This window comes from Mycobacterium sp. IDUB_37 (assembly GCF_055419245.1).
Genome location: NZ_JBVAXG010000002.1, coordinates 25,704 through 46,220 on the forward strand (window position 1 = coordinate 25,704; position 20,517 = coordinate 46,220).

The 20,517-nt window shown below is 65.1% G+C and carries 19 protein-coding genes; 11 read left to right on the plus strand and 8 right to left on the minus strand.

Features of this window, described 5'->3' with window-relative positions:
• The first annotated feature begins 9 nt into the window (after nucleotides 1-9).
• Together ACZY1I_RS06625 and ACZY1I_RS06630 are read left to right on the plus strand one after the other, a co-directional pair.
• Nucleotides 10-810, plus strand: a complete 801-nt coding sequence (locus ACZY1I_RS06625; RefSeq protein WP_463753566.1) for a mammalian cell entry protein — start codon at nucleotides 10-12, stop codon at nucleotides 808-810.
• An 8-nt stretch (nucleotides 811-818) separates the two neighbouring features.
• A complete protein-coding gene (locus tag ACZY1I_RS06630; RefSeq protein WP_463754317.1) occupies nucleotides 819-1,301 on the plus strand; it encodes a mammalian cell entry protein in 483 nt (160 codons plus the stop codon).
• A gap of 91 nt (nucleotides 1,302-1,392) precedes the next feature.
• On the opposite strand, the gene ACZY1I_RS06635 is transcribed toward ACZY1I_RS06630, so the two are convergent.
• The 3 genes from ACZY1I_RS06635 to ACZY1I_RS06645 all read right to left on the minus strand — a co-directional run bounded on the left by ACZY1I_RS06635 (nucleotide 1,393) and on the right by ACZY1I_RS06645 (nucleotide 3,837).
• The gene (locus ACZY1I_RS06635; protein ID WP_463753567.1) at nucleotides 1,393-1,974 is read right to left on the minus strand and encodes a hypothetical protein; all 582 of its coding nucleotides are present in this window, start codon (nucleotides 1,972-1,974) and stop codon (nucleotides 1,393-1,395) included.
• A gap of 205 nt (nucleotides 1,975-2,179) precedes the next feature.
• Entirely contained in the window at nucleotides 2,180-3,673 is a 1,494-nt protein-coding gene (locus tag ACZY1I_RS06640; protein ID WP_463753568.1) for an alpha,alpha-trehalose-phosphate synthase (UDP-forming), read from the minus strand.
• Nucleotides 3,673-3,837 carry a hypothetical protein gene (locus ACZY1I_RS06645; RefSeq protein WP_463753569.1) on the minus strand — a complete coding sequence of 55 codons (165 nt, stop codon included), beginning with the start codon at nucleotides 3,835-3,837 and terminating at the stop codon, nucleotides 3,673-3,675. The genes ACZY1I_RS06640 and ACZY1I_RS06645 overlap by 1 nt, the downstream gene beginning before the upstream one ends.
• Before the next feature lie 186 nt (nucleotides 3,838-4,023).
• On the opposite strand from ACZY1I_RS06645, the gene ACZY1I_RS06650 reads away from it, so the two are divergent.
• The 4 genes from ACZY1I_RS06650 (at nucleotide 4,024) to ACZY1I_RS06665 (ending at nucleotide 8,559) form a co-directional block, all read left to right on the plus strand.
• Nucleotides 4,024-4,965 carry an enoyl-CoA hydratase gene (locus tag ACZY1I_RS06650; protein WP_463753570.1) on the plus strand — a complete coding sequence of 314 codons (942 nt, stop codon included), beginning with the start codon at nucleotides 4,024-4,026 and terminating at the stop codon, nucleotides 4,963-4,965.
• Nucleotides 4,966-5,041: 76 nt separating this feature from the next.
• The gene (locus ACZY1I_RS06655) at nucleotides 5,042-5,872 is read left to right on the plus strand and encodes an SDR family oxidoreductase (protein ID WP_463753571.1); all 831 of its coding nucleotides are present in this window, start codon (nucleotides 5,042-5,044) and stop codon (nucleotides 5,870-5,872) included.
• Nucleotides 5,873-6,144: 272 nt separating this feature from the next.
• Nucleotides 6,145-7,680, plus strand: a complete 1,536-nt coding sequence (locus ACZY1I_RS06660) for a GH12 family glycosyl hydrolase domain-containing protein (RefSeq protein WP_463753572.1) — start codon at nucleotides 6,145-6,147, stop codon at nucleotides 7,678-7,680.
• A gap of 96 nt (nucleotides 7,681-7,776) precedes the next feature.
• Nucleotides 7,777-8,559 carry an SDR family NAD(P)-dependent oxidoreductase gene (locus ACZY1I_RS06665; RefSeq protein ID WP_463753573.1) on the plus strand — a complete coding sequence of 261 codons (783 nt, stop codon included), beginning with the start codon at nucleotides 7,777-7,779 and terminating at the stop codon, nucleotides 8,557-8,559.
• A 226-nt stretch (nucleotides 8,560-8,785) separates the two neighbouring features.
• On the opposite strand, the gene ACZY1I_RS06670 is transcribed toward ACZY1I_RS06665, so the two are convergent.
• Nucleotides 8,786-10,369: an LCP family protein gene (locus ACZY1I_RS06670; RefSeq protein WP_463753574.1), complete on the minus strand. Its 1,584-nt coding sequence runs from the start codon at nucleotides 10,367-10,369 to the stop codon at nucleotides 8,786-8,788.
• Between the two features lie 286 nt (nucleotides 10,370-10,655).
• On the opposite strand from ACZY1I_RS06670, the gene ACZY1I_RS06675 reads away from it, so the two are divergent.
• Together ACZY1I_RS06675 and ACZY1I_RS06680 are read left to right on the plus strand one after the other, a co-directional pair.
• Nucleotides 10,656-11,360 carry an LppP/LprE family lipoprotein gene (locus ACZY1I_RS06675; protein ID WP_463753575.1) on the plus strand — a complete coding sequence of 235 codons (705 nt, stop codon included), beginning with the start codon at nucleotides 10,656-10,658 and terminating at the stop codon, nucleotides 11,358-11,360.
• Nucleotides 11,357-12,076 carry a DUF2510 domain-containing protein gene (locus ACZY1I_RS06680; RefSeq protein WP_463753576.1) on the plus strand — a complete coding sequence of 240 codons (720 nt, stop codon included), beginning with the start codon at nucleotides 11,357-11,359 and terminating at the stop codon, nucleotides 12,074-12,076. The genes ACZY1I_RS06675 and ACZY1I_RS06680 overlap by 4 nt, the downstream gene beginning before the upstream one ends.
• Before the next feature lie 5 nt (nucleotides 12,077-12,081).
• On the opposite strand, the gene ACZY1I_RS06685 is transcribed toward ACZY1I_RS06680, so the two are convergent.
• Together ACZY1I_RS06685 and ACZY1I_RS06690 are read right to left on the minus strand one after the other, a co-directional pair.
• On the minus strand, nucleotides 12,082-12,465 hold the full coding sequence (locus tag ACZY1I_RS06685) for an integrase (RefSeq protein ID WP_463753577.1): 384 nt from the start codon (nucleotides 12,463-12,465) through the stop codon (nucleotides 12,082-12,084).
• Nucleotides 12,462-12,701, minus strand: coding sequence for a hypothetical protein (locus ACZY1I_RS06690; RefSeq protein WP_463753578.1), 240 nt, complete (start codon nucleotides 12,699-12,701; stop codon nucleotides 12,462-12,464). Before ACZY1I_RS06690 ends, ACZY1I_RS06685 begins: the two co-directional genes overlap by 4 nt.
• Nucleotides 12,702-12,934: 233 nt before the next feature.
• Between ACZY1I_RS06690 and ACZY1I_RS06695 the strand changes: the two genes are divergently transcribed.
• Together ACZY1I_RS06695 and ACZY1I_RS06700 are read left to right on the plus strand one after the other, a co-directional pair.
• Nucleotides 12,935-13,789, plus strand: a complete 855-nt coding sequence (locus tag ACZY1I_RS06695; protein WP_463753579.1) for an alpha/beta fold hydrolase — start codon at nucleotides 12,935-12,937, stop codon at nucleotides 13,787-13,789.
• A gap of 28 nt (nucleotides 13,790-13,817) precedes the next feature.
• A complete protein-coding gene (locus tag ACZY1I_RS06700) occupies nucleotides 13,818-15,005 on the plus strand; it encodes a TDT family transporter (protein ID WP_463753580.1) in 1,188 nt (395 codons plus the stop codon).
• Here the strand turns inward: ACZY1I_RS06700 and ACZY1I_RS06705 are convergent.
• Complete coding sequence (locus ACZY1I_RS06705) at nucleotides 14,965-16,365, minus strand: guanine deaminase (RefSeq protein ID WP_463753581.1); 1,401 nt, start codon at nucleotides 16,363-16,365, stop codon at nucleotides 14,965-14,967. The two genes, ACZY1I_RS06700 and ACZY1I_RS06705, sit on opposite strands and share 41 nt — an antisense overlap.
• Nucleotides 16,366-16,625: 260 nt before the next feature.
• On the opposite strand from ACZY1I_RS06705, the gene ACZY1I_RS06710 reads away from it, so the two are divergent.
• Nucleotides 16,626-17,297 (plus strand): GAP family protein, encoded by a 672-nt coding sequence (locus ACZY1I_RS06710; RefSeq protein WP_463753582.1) that lies wholly within the window; start codon nucleotides 16,626-16,628, stop codon nucleotides 17,295-17,297.
• 16 nt (nucleotides 17,298-17,313) lie between these two features.
• On the opposite strand, the gene ACZY1I_RS06715 is transcribed toward ACZY1I_RS06710, so the two are convergent.
• Complete coding sequence (locus tag ACZY1I_RS06715; protein WP_463753583.1) at nucleotides 17,314-20,430, minus strand: patatin-like protein; 3,117 nt, start codon at nucleotides 20,428-20,430, stop codon at nucleotides 17,314-17,316.
• Nucleotides 20,431-20,517 lie beyond the last annotated feature (87 nt).

Genomic DNA, 20,517 nt, shown 5'->3' on the forward strand with positions numbered 1-20,517 from the left:
GGATAAGTAGTGGCAGAACAGCAGTCGAGCACGCAACGCGTGCGCCGGCGGGCTTCGCGTGCGGCGGGTCCGCCGAAACCCGAACCCGACGTCGCTTCAGTGACCGAAGCGGCCGAAGCCGCCGAGGCAGCTGGGGTTGCCGAGAAGGTAAGCGTCGTCAAAGCCAAAGGCGCGGGCACAACCAAGGCCAAGGCCAAGTCCAAGTCCAAAGGCAAGTCCAAGGCCAAAAAGGCGGCCGAGCCGTCGAAGCCGGCGAAACCCTTGACGCCACTGCGTCCGCCACCACGACGACCCGCCCACCGGGCTCTGGTGGCGTGGATCTCGCTGGGGGTCGCGGTGGTGCTGCTCGGGCTGTTGAGCGCGGGCGTCGTGCTGTTGATCCAGCAGCACCGGCATGAGAAGGCAGTGCAGGCCCGCGACCAGCGTTTCGTCGACACCGCCTCGCAGACGGTCGTCAACATGTTCAGCTACACCCAGGAAAACATCGACGAGTCCGTCAACCGGTTCGTGAACGGCACCAGCGGCCCGCTGCGCGGCATGTTGAGCGCCGGCGAAAACGTCGGCAACCTCAAGGCGTTGTTCCGCAAGACCAATTCCACGTCCGAGGCCGTCATCAACGGTGCCGCGCTGGAGAGTATCGACGAGGTCAGCGACAACGGTTCCGTGCTGGTATCGGTGCGCGTCACGGTCGCCGATATGGACGGCACCAACAAGCCGTCCATGCCGTACCGACTGCGGGTCATCGTGCACGAGGACGACGCCGGTCACATGACCGCTTACGACCTGAAATATCCAGACGGGGGTAACTGATGCGATGGCTGCGGTGGCTGTTCACCGTCGCCGGAAGCCTGGCGATCGCCGCCATCGTCGCGTTGTCGGCGGTGGGTGGCTATTTCTATTGGGACCGTGTTGAAGCGCGGGGCGCCGAGCAGGCGCGTGCCGTGTTGCCGCAACTGGCCGCTAAGGAAATACCCCAAGTCTTCGGATACGACTACCAGACCGTTGAACGCAGCCTGAGCGAGGCATATCCGCTACTGACACCGGACTACCGCGCCGAGTTCCAGAAGAGCGCCAACGCGCAGATCATTCCGGAGGCCAAGAAGCGCGAGGTGGTGGTCCAGGCCAACGTCGTCGGCGTGGGAGTCATGACCGCCAAACGGAATTCGGCGACGGTGATGGTGTACATGAACCGCACGGTCACCGACAAGGCCCGCCAGCCCCTCTATGACGGCAGCCGACTGCGGGTCGACTTCAAGCGCATCGGCGGCAAGTGGCTGATCGCCTACATCACGCCCATCTAGTCTGACGCCGCGCTGAGGGCACCCCCTGCTTACCGAGCGTCACGCCAGCGTGACGGCCCTCAACCGAAAAGGCTAGTCTGACGCGCCTCGACTAGAAGCACATCGCAAGGTCGTTGCACTGCAACGGATACCGCTCGATCGGAGACGGCGGCGGGCCGATGAGCGCCAGCGAGAACGGTTCCTTCTTCATGTCGGGCTGCGCGCCGCATATCGCGCTGTTCAATGTGGTGTGCGTGCCGGCGAAGGTCCCGTTATCGAACGCGTAGGTGTCTTGGGTTTCTGCGAAACTGCCGCCGGGACAAGCCAATCCCTCAGACTTCTTCACCTGGAAGGTCCACAGGCCGCCTGACAGACGGGCCCTGCCGCTGAAGTTCTGCAGTCGGTCGGCGCGCGTGATTGCGGCATACGGCGTGGCGCTGACGACGTTCAGGGAACAGAAATCCGCCATGATGTCCGGGTTGTCGTAGTCCTTGTAATAACGGCTTCCGTTGACCTGGTCGCACAGCGCGGTGATGGTCCAGGTGGCACCCGTGGCACCGGCGATGTGGACCGTATAGGTGCCGTCCGGTGGGGGAGCGACCGCATGTGCGGGCTCACTCGATTCGAACACCACCGCTGCCGCAACAGCTGTGCTGATGACCGCGCCAGCGGCCAGCCCGCGACGGATCTTCACGCGTCCTCCTTTATGGGACCTTCCTGCACTGCCCAAACGCTGCAACTGAGTATCACAGCGATTCGACGCGAAAACCATGCCTTGCCCGGACTGGTCCACTGGTCGCGACCCGCTGCGCCCGGCTCCGCCGCGCTTGCGATCGCGACTGGTGCAATGGTCGCGACCCGCTGCGCCCGGCTCCGCCGCGCTTGCGATCGCGACTGGTCTACCGCTGCGGATGGGCTTCGGCGAGCGCATCGAGAAACGCCCGGGCCCAGCGGTCGACATCGTGGACGAGCACCTGGCGGCGCATCGCGCGCATCCTTCGCCGGCCCTCCTCCTCCGACTGGTTCAGCGCTGCCTCGATCGCATCCTTGACGCCCGCGAGGTCGTGCGGATTGACCAGGTAGGACTGACGGAGTTCGGCTGCGGCGCCAGTGAATTCGGACAGCACCAGGGCGCCGCCCAGGTCGCTGCGGCAGGCGACGTACTCCTTGGCCACCAGATTCATCCCGTCGCGCAGCGGCGTGACCAGCATGACGTCACTGGCGACAAAGAAGGCGATGAGTTCGTCGCGGGGGACCGGCCGGTGCAGGTAATGCACCACGGGGTGGGCGACTTCGGCGTACTCGCCGTTGATGTGGCCGACCTGGCGTTCGATGTCGTTACGCAGAGTCTTGTAGCTGTCGACGCGTTCCCGGCTGGGTGTGGCCAGCTGGATCAGCACGGTGTCGTCGCGTTTGGCCCGGCCCTCTTCGAGCAGCTCGTTGAAGGCCTTCAGCCGTACGTCGATGCCCTTGGTGTAGTCAAGCCGGTCGACGCCGAGCAGGACCTTGCGCGGGTTGCCCAGCTCTGATCGGATCTCGCGGGCCCGGCGCCGAATGTCGCGGTCGCGGGCGGCCTGGTCGAGCTCGCCGGAGTCGATGGAGATGGGGAACGCGCCGACCTTGACTTTGCGTGAGTCGTATTCGACTTCACCGAATTTCGACCGCACTCCGACCGACCCGCGCGAGGTTTCGGCGTCCAGCAGTTGCCTGGACAGGACCAGGAAATTCTGGGCACCGCCGGCCAGATGGAATCCGACCAGGTCGGCACCCAGCAGGCCCTCGACAATCTCGGTGCGCCACGGCAGCTGGCGGAACAGCTCCACTGGGGGGAACGGAATGTGCAGGAAGAACCCGATGGTCAGGTCCGGCCGCAGGGTGCGAAGCATCTTCGGTACCAGCTGCAGCTGGTAGTCCTGCACCCAGACCGTCCCGCCTTTGGCGGCGGCGCGTGACGTGGCTTCAGCGAACCGGCGGTTGACGTCGACATAGCGGTCCCACCACTTGCGGTGATAGATCGGCTTGACGATGACGTCGTGATACAGCGGCCACAGCGTGGCGTTCGAGAAGCCCTCGTAATACTCGGCGACATCCTCAGCGCTGAGCCAGACAGGATGCAGGGTCAGATCGTCCTGAACTATGGGTTCCGTATCTGCGCTCGAGAGGTTCGACTCATCAATGACGAGGCCCGGCCAGCCGATCCAGGCACCGCGACGCTTTCGCAGCAGCGGCTCTAGCGCCGTTACCAGACCGCCAGGGCTGCGTTTCCAGGAAGTGGTGCCGTCGGCATGTCGCTCCATATCGACTGGCAGTCGATTGGCGACGACGACGAAATCGGAGTCCCCCGCCTCCTCGGACTGTGATGTCTTCGAGGTGCGACTACCCCGGGGAGCCACTAGCTCTCGTGCTTCGCCGGACCAATACCGAGCATGGACAAGAAGACACGACATTCATCGGCGTCGGTCGCGTACGCGGCGACCACGCGCCTGGCCTGACTCGCGGTACTGTCGGCCAGCGGTTCCACGTCGCCGATATCACCATGGTCCGTTTTAGTGGGCATTCCTTAACTCTAAGCCAAGCTGGGCCGCACTTCGTCCCAGGTCCGCCTCATTCGCATGATGGGTGCCGACCTTCTTGTAGGCGGTCGCAATTGGTGGCGGCAACCCACCGGCTACCCAGGGATGGGCCGCTTACACAATGGCCGTAATGTGTAAAGACCAAGCCCGGGACAAGTGAGGTGGGCGGAATGACAATTTCCGATCAGAGCAACGCCGCAGCCGACGAGGACCAGGGGGTCGCTCCTGAGTTCGTGGCTTACGAAACCGTCGACGACGGGCGTATCGCTCGGATCTGGCTGAACCGGCCCGCCGAGCACAACGCGCAGAACCGGGGCTTGCTGGTGCAGCTCGACGAAGCGTTCTCCCGCGCCGAAGCGGACGACACCGTTCGGGTGGTGATTCTGGGCGCACGCGGCCGCAACTTCTCGGCCGGCCATGATCTTGGGTCGGAAGCGGCGCTGGCAGAGCGAAAGCCCGGACCGACCCAGCACCCGACCTTCCGCTCGCACGGCGCGACCCTGGAACCGATCGTCGAAAAGCTGTACCACCAGGAATGGCACTACTTCTTCGAGAACACCCGCCGCTGGCGCGACCTTCGCAAGATCACCATTGCGCAGGTGCAGGGCAACGCGATCTCGGCGGGTCTGATGCTGATCTGGGCGTGTGACCTGATCGTGGCGGCCGACAATGCGAAGTTCAGCGATGTGGTGGCCGTGCGGCTGGGCATGCCTGGCGTCGAATATTATGCTCACCCTTGGGAATTCGGCGCTCGCAAGGCCAAAGAGCTGCTGTTGACCGGTGATTCGCTGGATGCCGACGAGGCCTATCGGCTGGGCATGGTGTCCAAGGTCTTTCCGGTCGACGAACTGGACGACAAGACGCTGGAGTTCGCGCGGCGCATCGCCGAGCGTCCGACGATGGCCGCCCTGTTGGTCAAGGCATCGGTCAACGCCGCCTCGGACGCGATGGGATTCACCGAAGCGCTGCGGCATGCGTTCCACATCCACGAACTGGGGCACGCCCACTGGGCAGCCCACAACGAGAACAGATTCCCAGTCGGCCTGCCGCCCGACGTCGAGGATTGGCGCACCGCCAGGCCGACCAAAGTCGCCCGCCGCGATACGCCGTGACGTAAAGGTGCTATAGGTAGAACCTGTTCTAGTTTTGACTCTGATTTTCGAGGGCGGGAATGCCCGGGAGGCCATTGTGCAGCTTTCATTCCAGGACCGGACATATCTGGTCTCCGGTGGCGGTAGCGGTATCGGCAAGGGAGTGGCGACCGGACTGGCATCGGCTGGCGCGTCCGTCATGATCCTGGGTCGCAATGCCGACCGCCTGGCGGCAACCGTCGAAGAGATCGAGGGCCTGCAAGTTTCCGGCTCGGTCCGCTACGAACCCGCTGACGTCGTCAATGAAGACGAAGTCACCCGGGCGGTCGATGCGGCGACGGCGTGGCACGGTCGCCTGGACGGGGTGGTTCATTGTGCCGGTGGTTCGCTAACCATCGGACCGATTACCCAAATGGATTCTGACGGGTGGCGCCGCACGGTCGACCTGAACGTCAACGGCACCATGTACCTGCTCAAGCATGCCGCCCGGGAGATGGTGCGCGGCGGAGGCGGTTCGTTCGTCGCGATCTCGTCGATCGCCGCCAGTAACACCCACCGCTGGTTCGGCCCATACGGCGTGACGAAGTCCGCGGTAGATCACCTGATCCAGCTGGCCGCTGATGAGCTTGGAGCCTCGTGGGTGCGGTTCAACAGCATTCGCCCGGGTCTGATCCGCACCGAAATGGTCCTGCCGATCACCGAATCTCCCGAGCTGAGTTCCGACTATGCGATATCCACGCCGCTGCCGAGGCAGGGCGAGGTGGAGGACGTCGCCAATCTTGCGATGTTCCTGCTCAGCGACGCTGCCAGTTTCATCACCGGCCAGGTCATCAACTGCGACGGTGGTCAGATGCTGCGTCGGGGACCGGACTTCACCGCCATGCTGGAACCCGCATTGGGTGCCGACGCGTTGCGCGGCGTGGTCTAATTGAACTCAAATAAATCTCCAATTATTGTGTTGATCTAAGTATCGATTGATTCAGCGCGGTAATTTAGATTTACAATCAATATCAAGTTATTTGAACGGCGATTGTCAAATTATTTGACACGGCAGAATTCATAACGTTTTCGTGAATGGGACATTGATTCGGTCTCCGAACGCATCGCAGCGGTGATAACGTCGCCCGCGAAATGTTCATTATCCGCTCGATATCTGCCCGTTATATGGCACATATCGTTTCGTGATCTAAGGACTTACGAATGTCTTACGTACTCGTCGAGACCGGCGCACTAGCGACGACGGCGACGGATGTCGCTGAGATCGGCTCAACGCTGTGGGCCGCGAACGCCGCCGCCGCGGCACCGACCACCGGGATCGCCGCCGCTGCCGCCGACGAAGTGTCGGCCGCCATCACCAGGCTGTTCAATCTGCAGGCCAAGGAGTATCAAGCGCTGAGCGTGCAGGTCGCCGGGTACCAGGCCCAATTCGTGCAGACGCTGAGCGCGGGTGGGCAGTGGTATGCCAATGCAGAAACGGCAATCTCGTTGTCGCTGCGCAACGTGGAGCGACAGGTGCAGAGCCAACTGCAAGGCATTGTGAGCCTGCTGACCGGCAGGCCGGCGCCCGGTAGCCAGCAGTCAACGAGTGACCCGACGACTCCGCCTGAGAATCCCCCGACGAACCCGCCGACGAACCCGCCCACCAACCCGCCCACCACCCCGACGACCGGGCTTTCCGCCACGTACTCGACAGGGTCGCAGTGGAACGGCGGCTACACCGGCAAGTACACGATCACCAACTCCACGGCGACCCCGATCACCAACTGGCAGCTGCAGTTCGGCATGCCGACCGGGTCGACTGTCACCAATCTCTGGGGCGGCCAGTTCACTCAGAACGGCACGCAGTACACCGTGACCCCGACGAGCTACAACGGCACCATCGCTCCCGGCACGTCGGTCGAGGTCGGCTTCAACGCCTCACACACCGGCAACTTCTCGCCACCGACGAACCCCCTGGTCAATGGCAACCCCGTCACCGTCGAGCCGCCCACGACGCCGCCGACCAACCCGCCCACGACTCCACCGACCAACCCGCCGCCCGGTAGCACGGTCATCTCGACCCAGTACGGGTCGACCACGGTCAATGGCGGCTACGTGGTGCAGAACAACGCGTGGAACAACCCGGGCGGTTCGGTCCTGACCGTCAACCCCACGGGGGGCTTCACCATCACCCAGATGAACGGCTCGGCACCCACCAACGGTGCCCCGCTGGGCTACCCCTCGATCTATGAGGGCGTGCACTACGGCAACGCGTCGACCGGCACGAACCTGCCCATCCGGCTCAACACCATCGACACCGCGATGACCAGCATCGACTACAACTACGGCACCACCAGCAACAGCATCTACAACGCTTCCTACGACATCTGGCTGGACTCCAGCTACACCACTACCGGCAACAACGATCACGAGATCATGATCTGGATGAACAAGCAGGGCCCGATCCAGCCCATCGGATCCCCCACCGGCAATGTCACGGTGGCCGGAAAGAACTTCACGCTCTGGACCGGCAGCAACGGGTCCAACACCGTGACGTCGTATGTCGCCAACGAACCGATCGAGGTGTGGACCTTCGACGTGATGGACTTCGTCGACCACACCGACAGCATCAGTACGCTGCCGGTCAACGACACCTGGTACCTGACCAGCATCCAGGCCGGGTTCGAGCCGTGGCGCGGTGGCGTGGGCCTGGGCGTCGATTCGTTCTCTGCCGACGTGACCACCCGCACCAACTAAGCGGTTAATCAAGGAGCACGGCGACTCCTCTGGCGTACCCGTTACGCTCGCGATCGGACCCGCGAGACAAGACGCGCGTAAGACAGGGGAGTTGCGATGAAGCGACTTGAAGGCCAGCGAATCCTGGTGACCGGCGCCGGGTCAGGAATCGGTCAGTCGACCGCGCTACGGCTACTGGACGAGGGTGCGTCGGTGGTGGGTGCCGACATCGCCGCCGACGGCCTGGCCGCGACCCACGACAAGGCAGCTGCCGGCGACCGGTTCACCAGCTGCGAGATCAACGTCGCCGACGAGCCATCGGTCGTCGATGGGGTGCGCCGCGCCGTCGAGACGCTCGGCGGACTGGATTCGCTGGTCAACGCCGCCGGAATCCTGAGGGCCGCGCACACGCACCAGACCGGCCTGGAGCTGTGGAACCAGATCATCACGGTCAACCTCACCGGCACCTTCCTGGTGGTCCGCGAGGCGTTGCCGGCGCTGCTCGAGAATGAGCGCAGCACCGTAGTGAACTTCAGCTCCACCTCGGCCAGCTTCGCCCATCCGTACATGGCGGCCTACGCCGCCAGCAAGGGCGGCGTGCAGGCCTTCACGCACTCCCTGGCTCTGGAATATGCGAGTGCCGGTCTACGCGCCGTCTGCGTGGCGCCGGGAAGCATCAAATCCGGAATCACCGAAGCGACCGGTGGCTACATCCCCAAAGACGCCAACTGGACGCTGTTCTCCCGGCTGATGCCGATCCTGCCCACCACCGAGGTGTCCAGCGGCGCCGGGATGGCGGATCCCTCGGTGATCGCCGGTGTCATCGCGATGCTGTTGTCCGAGGATGGCAAGTTCATCACCGGGACCGAGATCCGCATCGACGGCGGAACGCACGCCTAGCAGCGGGTCGCCGCCATGGGGTCACGGTCGTCACATCCGTCGCAAGAAGGCGACCAAGCGCCGAGTCTCGAATGCGCTATCGCCTGCGATATCACCGCTCGGAGACGCCTGATGATATCGCCGGTGATAGCGCATTTCGGGATCGTCTAATGGTCCGCTTTTGGATACCTGTGGGACTCATGGGGCTCAGCGGGTCGCTGTAGTCGGGCTAGCGTCGACCGGCGAGTCAGTTGACGCAGGGCACTCCGCCGCCGTCGATCGGCTTGCCCTGATCCGGCGTCGGGTACGGCGTGAAGGCGCCGTTGTAGTAGTAGCCGTTCGTCTTGTCCGAAGTGGTCGTCGTCGGAGTCGTCGTTGTTGTCGTCGTGGTTGTGGTGGTGGTCGTGGTCTCTTCTGCGGCGGGCAACGCGAAGTTGGTATCCACGGTCACTCGGATGTGCCCCGGCGCCAGGCTGGCATCAGGCTTGGCGTTGTCGATTCCAAGCACCGCGGCGACGTTCTGCGCATCGTTCTCCGCGCCCGCGCCGTACTGGATGGTGTTGGAGGCGGGCTCGCCCGATTCGCGGTCACGGACCTGTCCCGCGGTGAAGCCGCGCCTTTTCAGCGCGCTGGACAGCTGGGTGGCCATGCCGCTGATGCTGCCGGCGTTGACGACATCGACCACGGTCGACGGGCTCGGCTTCGCACTCGTCGTGCTCGGTGCCGCCGACGGCGCGGACGCACCGAGTGCCGCCGCGACCTCGGCCTTGATGGCGGCGGCGTCAACGATATTGACGTCCTGCCCGTCGATGTTGTCGTAGCGCACCACGGGCAGCGTCCGGAACTCCAGGTTGCCGCCCGCTAGGTCGCCCATCCGGCGGAACAGGCTCTCGTCCCATCCGGCGGACAGCACCACGTCCTTACGCGCCACGGCCATCAGGCTGTTGAGCCGGTCCAGGTTGGTGAAGGTGCCCGAGTCTTGAAGCTCATGCATGACCGACGACAGGAAGGCCTGCTGCCGGTGGGTGCGGTCCAGGTCACCGTTGTCCAGACCGTGCCGCTGCCGCACGAACGACAGTGCCTGCGACGCGTCCAGCCGCTGGCGTCCGGCCGGGAAGTCGGCCCCGGAGTAGGAGTCCTCGACGGGGTGGTTCAGGCAAACCTCGACGCCGCCCAGAGTCTGGGCCAGGTCGTAGAAGCCGGCCAGGTTGACTTCGGCGAAGTAGTCGATAGGGACGCCGGTCAGGCTGCGGACCGCGCGCAGGGTGGCGGCCCGGCCGGCTTCGCGTCCCCTGGCCTCGAGTTCCCGCTGCGAGCTCACGCCCTGGTTGGCGAGCTGGTTGGCGACGTACTGCTTGGTGAGTCCGTACGCCTCCTTGATCTTGATGTGGTTGTAGCCCGGTACGCCGGTGAAGGGCACCCAGTCGTCGCGGGGAATCGAGAACGCGACGACCTTTCCGTCGGCACTCACGTGCACGAGGATCAGGGTGTTGGTGTTGTAGCCGCCCTGGTCGGAATCGCCCGCATGCAGATGCTTCAGGACGGACCAGGGCAGGTCGTTGCCCTCCTGGTCTCTGCGGGAGTCCAGCCCGATCAGCAGGATGTTCATGTTGTTGCCGCTGGACCGCGGATCCTCGGCGGTCAGGGCTTGGGAAATCGTGATGCCGGCAAGCGCGCCATGCGCAACCCAGTAGCCCGCGCCGGTCATTCCGACGGCGACCGCCGAGACCAGCGCCATGAAGGCGCGCGAGACCCGTTTGCGCAACTGCGACGGTTGCTTAACGGCACGCTGAGTCTTTTGAAGGCGGTGAGCGCCTCCGGTACGCGCCATCAGCAGAACCGACCGATCACCGGCTCACCGGCCGACACGCGGCCGGCGGTTTGCGGTGAAGTCGTTCGACGCATGCCGTCTAGTATGCGGTAGCTTGCTGCAAAGCCCGTAATAAAAACCTGCTGATGTGGGCAGATTCACCTGGGTGTGAAGCTCGAGTCAGCGTTGCTAAATTGCCGCTACCAGCGCGTTTAGCTACAATGCGCCAAGCTCGCCAGGTCCAGGGGAGCTCCTGTTGCCGTTATGAGACTGGTTCGGGACCGTATTGGAAGGGTCTTCATCAGGGATGGTTTCCGACGACATCGATCCCGACTGGCCACCGCCGGCGTGTGAGACATCCGACGGAGAAGGTACCCCTGGGTCCTCCGCCGCGCCTCTCCCGTCGCCGGGCTCCGGCCGTATCACCTGGTTGGTCACAGCCCTGGTGGTGCTGCTGTGCATAGGCGCGGTGGCCGGGTTCGTGTTTGCCGGCAGGGATCGGGATCGTGCGCCGACGAACTCGGCCGCACCGAAGACAACGGTGTCGGCTGAGCCATCCTCTAAGCCGTCCACGACGTCTCCCGTCGGCAACCCCCCGGCCACCCCATGTGGACCGGACGAGGCGGCAGCGATATCCGCGGCGCTGGCCACCGTGCCCCCGGACCGCAGGACCAGCAAGCAGTGGGACCACAAGCCGGAGTCCAGTAACTACAAGCCGTGCGCGGATCTTTCAGCCGTCGTGTTGACCGTTTCCGACGCCACCCGCAGTTCATCGGACCTGGCACTGTTGTTCCATCGGGGCGGCTTCGTCGGGACTGCAACGCCCAAGACGTTCCCTTTCACCGATCTGGTGGAGGCCGCGTCCACCGACGACGTTGTCGTCCTCACCTATCGGTCCGGACAGAGTTGCGACGTCTGCACCGACGGCACCCTGACGACCGTGGGATTCCAGTGGAAAGACAACAAGGTGCACGTGCTCGACGCCCTGCCCGAGTCGCTGGACACGCCGTGACCGCGCCGACTTCACCGCCCGCAGGCTGGTACCTCGATCCCGGTGGTTCCGAGGGGCAGCGCTATTGGGATGGCGAGCACTGGACAAAGCAACGACGTGCGGACGCATCCACCGGTCTCCGCCACAGCTGGGGCGCACTGCCAACGGTGCTGAAACTGGCGCTCCCGATCGCGGTGGTGCTGGCACTGGTGAGCGCGGGGTTCGCGGTGTGGGCCGAGTCGCCGCGGGACGACTGGGCCGCACTACCGAAAAAGCTGAGCTGCCAGGTCGAGGCCGGGCCGACACCGCCGCAGAGCTTCACCGTGTCCTCTGTGCAGGCGACCAATCCAAGGGGCAGCGTCTTGGAGCTGGTGGTGCGATTCACCCAGCCGCTGCCCCCACCGCCTTCGGGCTCGCACACGACGGGCCTGGTCGGCTACATCCTGACCTACAGCGTCGCCAGCAACGGCAAGAAGTTCGCCACGCTTGGTCCCGAACCGGACAGTAGCGAACTCGCGATCAGCAGCACCCACGGCGACAACGCGGGTGAGGAACGGATGCGCCCGGACCGCGACACCGGGGCTCACCGGACCACCCCGGACACCGTCCAGATCCTGCTCGATCTCAAGCGCTTCGGTCTCGACAATGAATCGGTGCTGCCCGAGCTGACTTTGGATTCCCAGTTCAACACGCCGTCGACCACGACCGTGCGCTTTGCGGCCCAAGCCTGCCGCTGACGAGATCAGCAGTACTGATAGTCGATGTGCCAGCGACCGTTGACGTAGTCGGCGACGAAGTGACCGCCCAACTGCGGATTGGCGTCGTGGATGTTTCCCGAACCCCCTGTGCTGGGCGTGAAGCCGGGCGGATCCCAGGTAACCGACTGCGGATTGGCCGATAGTTCGGGTGTGCAACTCGCCTGTTTGGTGACATAGCCGTCGATGACCCGGCGCTCCGCGGTCGCCTGGTCGCCGCCGTCAGTGGGAGGATCCGCGGGGCACATGTATCTCGCGCCACAGAAGCTTTCGGTGGCCGTCACCAGCGCAACATCGGGGACAGGTACCGCGGCGATGGAACCGCCGAGTGCTACCGCCACCGCGACCAGACCCGCTATACGCACGTTCATCGGACCTTCACGATCTCCTCGCCAGACGTGTAAAACCACGGGATGTCGGAGCCGGCCACGCTTTCGATGAGAAAAACTCCGAATGGCTCAATTTCGTAGTAGTAATGCACATCGCCACTGGCGTCCACCGTACTTGCGCAGGTGCGGCCCGGCGCGCCGCAGCGCTGCTTGATCGGCATCGCGAGCGCCGCGACTACCGCAAGGACGGCAGCGCCGATCACTAATCGCCTACTCATTGGATGCGAACCTCGTCTCGCAAGGCACTCTCGCCGCGGCCGGACCCCCTCGCCGCAGTGTAGGCGAATTCGACCCGGTCTTGACGTGCGTGCTGGGGCACCGCACCATTTTGCGTAGCCCGACGGACGGGTTCCCCGGAGGTATCTCGACATGGTCGGCGCCACGTTCTTTTCGACGTTCGCGACGTTATTGACGAATTTGCCGACGAGGTTTTGCGGCGGACGTTGATCACATGTCCGTCGACCACGTGGCCGGCCTGCGAGATGGGCGCACCCTGAGTTACGCGCAGTACGGCGATGAGTACGGATTCCCCGTCATCAATGCGCACGGAGGTCTGGCCTGCCGACTGGACGTCGAGGCCGCCGCGTCGGTGGCAGCGCAATGCGGGGTGCGGCTGATTTCCCCCGACAGGCCCGGTATCGGGCGATCCGATCCGCAACCGGGCCGAACCATTCTGGACTGGGCGAGCGATGTTGGTGAGCTGGTCAATTGCCTGTCGATACCCCGCTTCGCTGTGATGGGTTGGTCGGCGGGAGGCCCGTACGCGGCGGCCGTCGCCCATGCGCTGCGCACGCGGGTGACCCGGCTTGCCATCGTCGCCGGTGCGCTACCGCTGACCGAACCGGGCGTGTTCGGCGCACTGCCGGTGATTGACCGCGCCGGCGTCGAGTTGTCCCGGCGCATACCGTGGTTGGCGCGCCAATGCTTTCGGGCCATGGGGTTGGCGGCGACGATCGCACCGGATCTGTACGGAATGCTGGCCGCTTTCGACCTCGGCCCGGCTGACGCCGCGGTGTTGCGGGAGCAGGGTTACCGGGCGTTTGCCCGCATGTCCCGCGAAGCGCTACGGCAACCACAAGGGGTCGTCGAGGATTACAACGCGATGATGCGGCCCTGGGGGTTCCAGCCGGAGGATCTCCAGGTCCCGGTCGATGTGTGGGCCGGAGCCGATGATCAGCTGCTCGATCCGAGCTGGCCACAGCAGCTCGCCGACCGAATTCCCGGTGCCACCTTGCACGTAAAGCCCGGCGGGCATTTCCTGGCGCACCTCTACTATCGCGACATCTTCGACCGGCTGCGCCAATGAGGGTCCGAGCGCAGTAGGTTGCTCAGCTGTGGCCACAGCCGATCCAGACGACGTGTCGTCCACGCATAAGCGCGTCGAGGTACTGGGCAACATCGGACCCAACTGGTTCGCCTCGGTCATGGGCACCGGGATCGTGGCGATCGCCGGCGCGACCTTGCCAGTCCACGTAGTAGGGCTGCGGGGGTTCACGCACGGGGTCTGGGTGCTCGCTGCGGCCATGCTGGTGGTGCTGATTGTTCTAGTTGGCGGCCACTGGCTGCGCAACCCCAGGGTGGCGCGCACGCATGCCCGCAATCCGCAGATGGCGCACTTCTACGGCGCCGCGCCCATGGCACTGATGACCGTCGGGGCCGGTGGTGTGCTGGTGGGCGGGGACCTGATCGGGGAACGCATTGCCGTCGACCTGGACTGGGTGTTGTGGACGGTGGGCACGCTGGGCGGCTTGTTCACCGCCGTCAGCATCCCGTTCCTGATGTTTACCCAGCTGCATGTCGAGCCCGACGCGGCTTTCGGCGGCTGGCTGATGCCGGTGGTGCCGCCGATGGTGTCGGCTGCGACGGGCGCGTTGCTGCTGCCGCACATGCCGGCGGGAACCGGGCGCGAGACCATGCTGTTCGGCTGTTACGCGATGTTCGGTCTTTCGCTGGCGGCGTCGTTGAACATCATCGCGATGATCTGGAGCAGGTTGGTGCTATACGGCACCTCCGGGTCAGCGCGGGTCCCGACCCTGTGGATCGTGCTGGGTCCGCTCGGCCAATCCATCACGGCCGCAGGACTTCTCGCCGCGGGTGCGGCCACCGGCGCCGTCGATCACCAACTCGCGCAGGCGATGAACATGTTCTCCATCATCTTCGGGGTGCCGGTGTGGGGTTTCGCGGTCCTGTGGATCGCGCTGGCCACCTCGCTCACGGTTCGTACGCTGCGGCGCGGCATGCCGTTCGCACTGACCTGGTGGAGTCTCACCTTCCCGGTCGGCACCTTCGTCACCGGCACTTCACAGTTGGCTGCGCACACCCATCTGCCGGCCTTCAAGGTCGCCGCCGCAATCGCCTACGTCGCCCTGCTGCTGACCTGGATTCTGGTCACCGCGCGCACCGCGCGGGGCAGCCTCCGCGGCAACCTGCTCAAGCTGCCGCCCAGTTCGGATCCGGTAAAGGCCAAGAAGGACGAACTGATCACTCCAGACGGCGCCCCTGCACGTAAGTCTCCGCGATAGACGTCTCGCGGATACCCATCATCAACCCGAAAAGCGTCTGGTCCCGCGCCATGGCAGGGTCCTCGGACCGCACGCCGTAGGTCAGCGAGGCGTCCAACGCGGGTGTGCGTCGCGGGTCCACGACCACGAAGTCAGCCTCCTTGCCGACGTCGAAATTGCCGAAGCGGTCCTCCATGTCGAGTGCGCGTGCACCGCCCAGGGTGCCGAGAAACAGCATCTCGGCGGGATGCATCGAGACGCCCGCATCGCCCGGTTCGGAGATGTGCACCTTGAACGACGCCGCGACCACCTGAGGTATCAACCACTCGTCTCCGCCGCCGAAATCCGTTCCGGCAGAGATGTTTACCCCTGAAGCGACGGTGCGGAGCCACGGCATGGTGCCAGACCCCAGGAACTGTTGGGAGATCGGGCAATGTGCGATGGAGGTTCCGGTCTCGGCCATCCGATCGAGTTCGGCATCCTGACAGTGCACCGCGTGCGCCATGATGCTGCGCCGACCGAGCAGACTCGCCCCGCCGACGGTCGAACCAGGCAGGAACTTGCCGTCGTAGGTGTCGAGGTAGGAGTTGACCTGGTAGGCATCTTTGGTCTCGTCGACCTCGCCGGTTCCGGGGCGGTTGTTCTCGTTGAGGTGGCTGTGGAAGTACACGCCCCGATCGCGCACCGATTCATAGAGTTCGCCGAGGCTTTTCAGGGTCTGGGTGCTGACCGCCAACGAGAATCGGGGAACGACTGCGACATGCAAACGCGCGGTGTGCACGTCGCCGGTATCGGCCGCGTGCCACCTGTCGATCTCTTCGCGGGTCAGTCGGATGGCATCGTCCTCGGAGGTAATCAGCGCCGCGGCCGTCGCCGGGCCACCCGTCTGGATACCGCGCCCGCTGACTACCCGCAGGCCGCGGCGTTCCGTCTCGGCAAAGAGCGAATCCTGCGCATGCGGAAATGCGGAGCCGAAGACCATTGCCGCGGTGGTGCCCGTCGCGATCCGCCGATCGCAGAAGGCGACCGCCGCGCGCTGCGCGAAATCTGGTTCAGCATAACGAGATTCGGACGGGTAGATGCACATCGTCAGCCACTCCAGCAGTTGACCACCGCCGTAGGAGGCGCCGGCATATGTCTGCGGGAAGTGCACATGGGTGTCCACGAATCCCGGCAACAGGAACCCCGGGCGGTGATCGGACACCGGCGCGGATTGGTACTGCGCGGGGATTTCGGCCCGCTCGCCGCTGTACACGATGCGACCGTCGTCGCCAATCACCAACGCCCCGTCCGGAATTGACACCAGTGCCTGCGCCGCCTCGGTTACCAGTGGCGTACCGGACAGGTGGAATATGTGCCCCAGGTGCACCTGAATTGCCACGTGATACGACTCCCTCTGGTTGGGCGGGTCACGGCGGACCAGCGAAACCATTCTCCCGCGCGAGTGTGCGCCCAGCCGCACGTTCGGCACCGAGTGCGCGGCCAGCCGCACACTCGGCCCGTGTGACGACCCGCTGCACCCGGCTGCGCCGCGCTTGCAACCGCCACAGCCTGAGGGTGGCGGCCTGCTGCACCCGGCTGCGCCGCGCTTGCAACCGCCACAGCCGCGCTTGCGATCGACACGTGCGAAAATTGCTGCCCGTGACAGGAAATTGGGCCGCCGTACTCACCACTCTCATTCCGCTGGCTCTGGTTATCGCGGTTTCGCCGCTGACGATCATTCCGGCTGTGCTGGTTCTGCACGCACCGCAGCCCCGTCCCGCAGGGCTGTCGTTCCTGGCCGGCTGGGTGGTGGGCATCACCGCGCTGACCGCGGCCTTCGTGATGGCCTCCCGCCTGCTCGGCGGTCTGCATAAGGCGCCGCCAGCCTGGGCTTCCTGGTTGCGCGTTGGTCTGGGCTCGGCGCTGATCTTGTACGGCATTTACCAATGGGTCACCCGAAACCGCACGTCGGAGCCCCCGCGGTGGATGAAGGCATTCGACACGATCACACCGGTGCGTGCCGGACTGGTTGCGCTGATTCTGACGATCGTGCGGCTCGAGGTGTCGCTGATGTGCGTAGGGGCCGGGCTGGCCATCGGCAGCAACGGGCTCGAACTCGCGGGCAAGTGGGTTTCCGCCGCGGTGTTCGTCGTCGTGTCCGTGTCGACGGTCGCGCTGCCGATCCTGGCCTACGTGTTCGCCGGCGAACGCCTCGACCAACCGCTGACCCGACTCAAGGAGTGGATGGAGAAGAACCACGCCGCGATGCTTGCCGTCGTCCTGGTTGTCATCGGTTTGATGGTGCTTCACAACGGCATCAAAGCTTTGTGATTTTAAACGGGCGCTGCTACTTGCCCCGCGGTCGCGCCACCCCGACGACGGTGACGCCCAGCGCGATCACCCCCACCACGACCAGCGGATGCCACCACTGGGCACCGAGCCAGTAGGCGTTTGCGCCTACCCAGCCCGGATGCTTGTCGTCGCCGAACAGAAAGCCGCGAACCACCGGCGTCGCCAACGAAAACACTGCGCCGACAAGCGTTGTGGACAGCAACGCGAACAACAGTCGACTGGAGAACTGCCAGGTTCCCAGTACCACCAGGTACCCGCCGATGCCGGCCATCGTCAGCCCGGTGACGCCCACCAGCGTCGCGGATTGGATCGCGGCTGACAGGCCGAGCACCAGAAGTACCGCGCCGGCCAGAACGATCGATCTGGTAACACCTTTGGTCAGCGAGACCACCCGGTATCCACCGAGCGTCAGGGTCCGCAACGTGGCTATCGGAGGTTTCACGACGCTGGGCAGCTGCCGGACCGAGCCGGCAGCGCTGGACGCCGTCGCGGCGGCCTTGGCGATTGTGTGAGCCATCAGTGGCGACCCCTGGTCGCCGGCGAACGTCTCCGCGGCGACTGGATCCTCGTTCAGCAGAGCGTATTTGGCAGCGCCAGGGGAAGCGTCCAGTACCTTTTTGGCCCAGGTTCGGGATTTCGCGGGGCTCCAATCGGGCTGTTGGCCCGGCTCGGTGTCGGTCACCGTGCCGGCCAACCCGTCCAATTCGTCGTCGAGGATGCGTTGTTGCCACGCTTGGGCCAACCACAGGGACGTTCTGGGCAGACTCGGCGGCAGCGCCCTCGATGCGTCGTCGATGAATGCCAGCTCGTCGAGCAGCATCTGCTCGGTCAGCAGTTCCGACCCGCCGCCGGCCGTCGGCAATCGATACCCCGAAGCCGGAAACTCGGGTCCACCAAGCGCTTTGAGCTGCTGCAGGAACCACTGCGCGCCGCTGCCGCGCGTCGTCGCGATCCAGCGCACCCGCCGTGGGTCCAGCAGTACGTGTACGAGCCAGCCCGCGCCGTCCAGCCGACCCCACATCCAGTCATTGGCACGCCATGACCGTTTGTAGAAGGCGCCAAAGTGATGGAACTGCATCCCGGTCAGCTTCTGCTGTGCGGTCTGCCAGTCCGGCGCGAGCAGGCTGCGGGTGTCGGCGCTGACTTGCACCAGTTCCACGGATTGGTCGATGTCCGCCTCGGCCGGCAGCATCGCCCGCTGCGCGGCGGCGAGGTCGAACAACTTGATCGCTACGACTCGCGGGTCGGCCGCCTGCCCCAGATATCCGAGGTAAGTGTGCAGTTGGTCGGACGCCGCGGTGTTCCGTGCGAGCAACGATCCCGCAGGCGCGTCGGTGGCAGCCTGGGCATTGGCGGCCAGTCTCGTGAGGGTGGCATGGCCGTCGGCCAGCACGCCGCCAAGCTGATCCCACGCTTGCGCTGACACCGTGAGTTCTCGAAGGTAGTCCGCGGTGATCAGGGCGGCAGCGTTCTGCAGCGATCCTTGCCGGACCACCGAGTTGGTGCACACCGAGCGGACGAGCACACCGAGGTCGACGCCTCTCGCTGGTGGACAGGCTCCGTGGATCGCGCCGGTGATCTCGGTCAGTTCCTCGATATCCGTTGGAGTCCTTGCCAATTGGTAGGCCGCCCGGACGACGGCCAGTGCGCAGCCCTTGGCCAAGTCGTAGCCGGGTTGGCCGTAGCGGGCCAGATCGGCGGCGCCCTCCGGCAGCTGTTGGCCTGACGGCTGCGACCAACGACCGCGCATCACCTCGGTGATCCGGCGGCGGCAAACCTGGTCTGCGTCGCCGCCGACGGCGAGTTCGGATTCCCAATTCTTCGGAATGCTCTCGAGGGTCGCGCTGGACGCGGGCGGCCAGGTGCCGAGCTGGCGAAGCAGCGCATCTGTGAGCGCTTGCGCCTGCTTGGTCGCTTCACGGGTCCGGTAGTCATCGAGCAGCGATGTGGTGAGCAGCCGCGATCCTTGCGGCAGCGTTGCGGCGAGTTCGGCAAGGCGCACCTTGGTGTCGGTGCGTGCCTGCATGCGGTCCTGGTGGATGCGTATCTCGCGGAGGTCGGCGGCAATGGATTGGGTGGTGATCGCGGCCAGGTCTTTGAGCAACCCGTCAACCAGTCCCAACGGGTGATCGACGTCGTCCGGTGGAACCTCGGCCACCAGATCCGGCGCGGGGCCGGAGGACGGCACCACGAACAACAGCACCCGGCGCACCGACCGTCGAGCCGGGCGATCGAAGATTCGCTTGAGCAGCACGTTGATCGGCCGGTTGTCGAGCAGGCCGCCGTCGGCCGCCCAGTGCGGGCGGGTGATGTTGGTGAACGGCGCCATCGGCGGGCGGGCCGGCACCTTCGCCTCGGCCGGTGTCCCAGCCGCGAAGGGCAGATACGACGGCTCGAACGCAATGGGGAAGGACGCCGAACTGCGAGCCGCCAGTGCCAGGGCCCCGATGGTGTCCGGCCGCGCCAACTCCGCCTGGGTGAAGGTGAACAGGCCCCGCCGGTCGACGTCTTGCACCAGGGTGCCGAAGGAGTCGGTGAACCGGCTGGTCTCGCCGGCCAGCAAGGTCGTGGTGACGTACAGGGTGGTGGATGGGGTACGGGCACCGCCCGGAAACGCCGACGGTGGGAACGGACCCGTCTCGAGGCGGGGAATCTGTGTTGCCAGTGCGGCGAACAGCCGCTCGTCGCCGTACAACAGGGACGGGGTGTATTTGTCTCGCGGGTCGCGCAGCAGATCGGTCAACGCTCCGAGGTCGAGCCACAGGTCGCGCAGACCACCCAGGTCGGCGCCCGAGACCCGCGACGACGCCAGCAACGTGGCGTTGATGCCGCCCGCACTCGTCCCGGACAGGATGTCGACGTCGACGATCAGGTCGAGCAGGTCGATGAGACCCGCGTAGAGCTGCAGGGAAGCCGCGGAGTCTTTACTGAGGCCGCTCGCGGACGGAAACGCGCCGCCCTGTCTGCGCCACTGAGATGCTTGGGTCAGCAAATTGATTTCCCGGGCGACGCCGGCCATCCAGATCGCCAGGCTCACCCCGCCGGTCATCGTCGTGGCGAGTCGCAGCTCTTGGGTCAACTCCGTGACAGGTGACAAATCCTGGAATGTCATCGCGCACCCCTTGACTCCCACACGATTTTCTCGCGTTGCGCTGCGACCTGTCCAGCGATCTGCCGGTCGAAAGAACGCGATAACCGG

Excerpts from the sequence above, each read along its gene's own strand:
- ACZY1I_RS06645 (WP_463753569.1), bottom strand. The coding sequence starts at position 3,837 with ATGCCCACTAAAACGGACCATGGTGATATCGGCGACGTGGAACCGCTG.
- ACZY1I_RS06650 (WP_463753570.1), top strand. The coding sequence starts at position 4,024 with ATGACAATTTCCGATCAGAGCAACGCCGCAGCCGACGAGGACCAGGGG.
- ACZY1I_RS06660 (WP_463753572.1), top strand. The coding sequence starts at position 6,145 with ATGTCTTACGTACTCGTCGAGACCGGCGCACTAGCGACGACGGCGACG.
- ACZY1I_RS06665 (WP_463753573.1), top strand. The coding sequence starts at position 7,777 with ATGAAGCGACTTGAAGGCCAGCGAATCCTGGTGACCGGCGCCGGGTCA.
- ACZY1I_RS06670 (WP_463753574.1), bottom strand. The coding sequence starts at position 10,369 with ATGGCGCGTACCGGAGGCGCTCACCGCCTTCAAAAGACTCAGCGTGCC.
- ACZY1I_RS06675 (WP_463753575.1), top strand. The coding sequence starts at position 10,656 with ATGGTTTCCGACGACATCGATCCCGACTGGCCACCGCCGGCGTGTGAG.
- ACZY1I_RS06685 (WP_463753577.1), bottom strand. The coding sequence starts at position 12,465 with ATGAACGTGCGTATAGCGGGTCTGGTCGCGGTGGCGGTAGCACTCGGC.
- ACZY1I_RS06690 (WP_463753578.1), bottom strand. The coding sequence starts at position 12,701 with ATGAGTAGGCGATTAGTGATCGGCGCTGCCGTCCTTGCGGTAGTCGCG.
- ACZY1I_RS06695 (WP_463753579.1), top strand. The coding sequence starts at position 12,935 with ATGTCCGTCGACCACGTGGCCGGCCTGCGAGATGGGCGCACCCTGAGT.
- ACZY1I_RS06715 (WP_463753583.1), bottom strand. The coding sequence starts at position 20,430 with ATGACATTCCAGGATTTGTCACCTGTCACGGAGTTGACCCAAGAGCTG.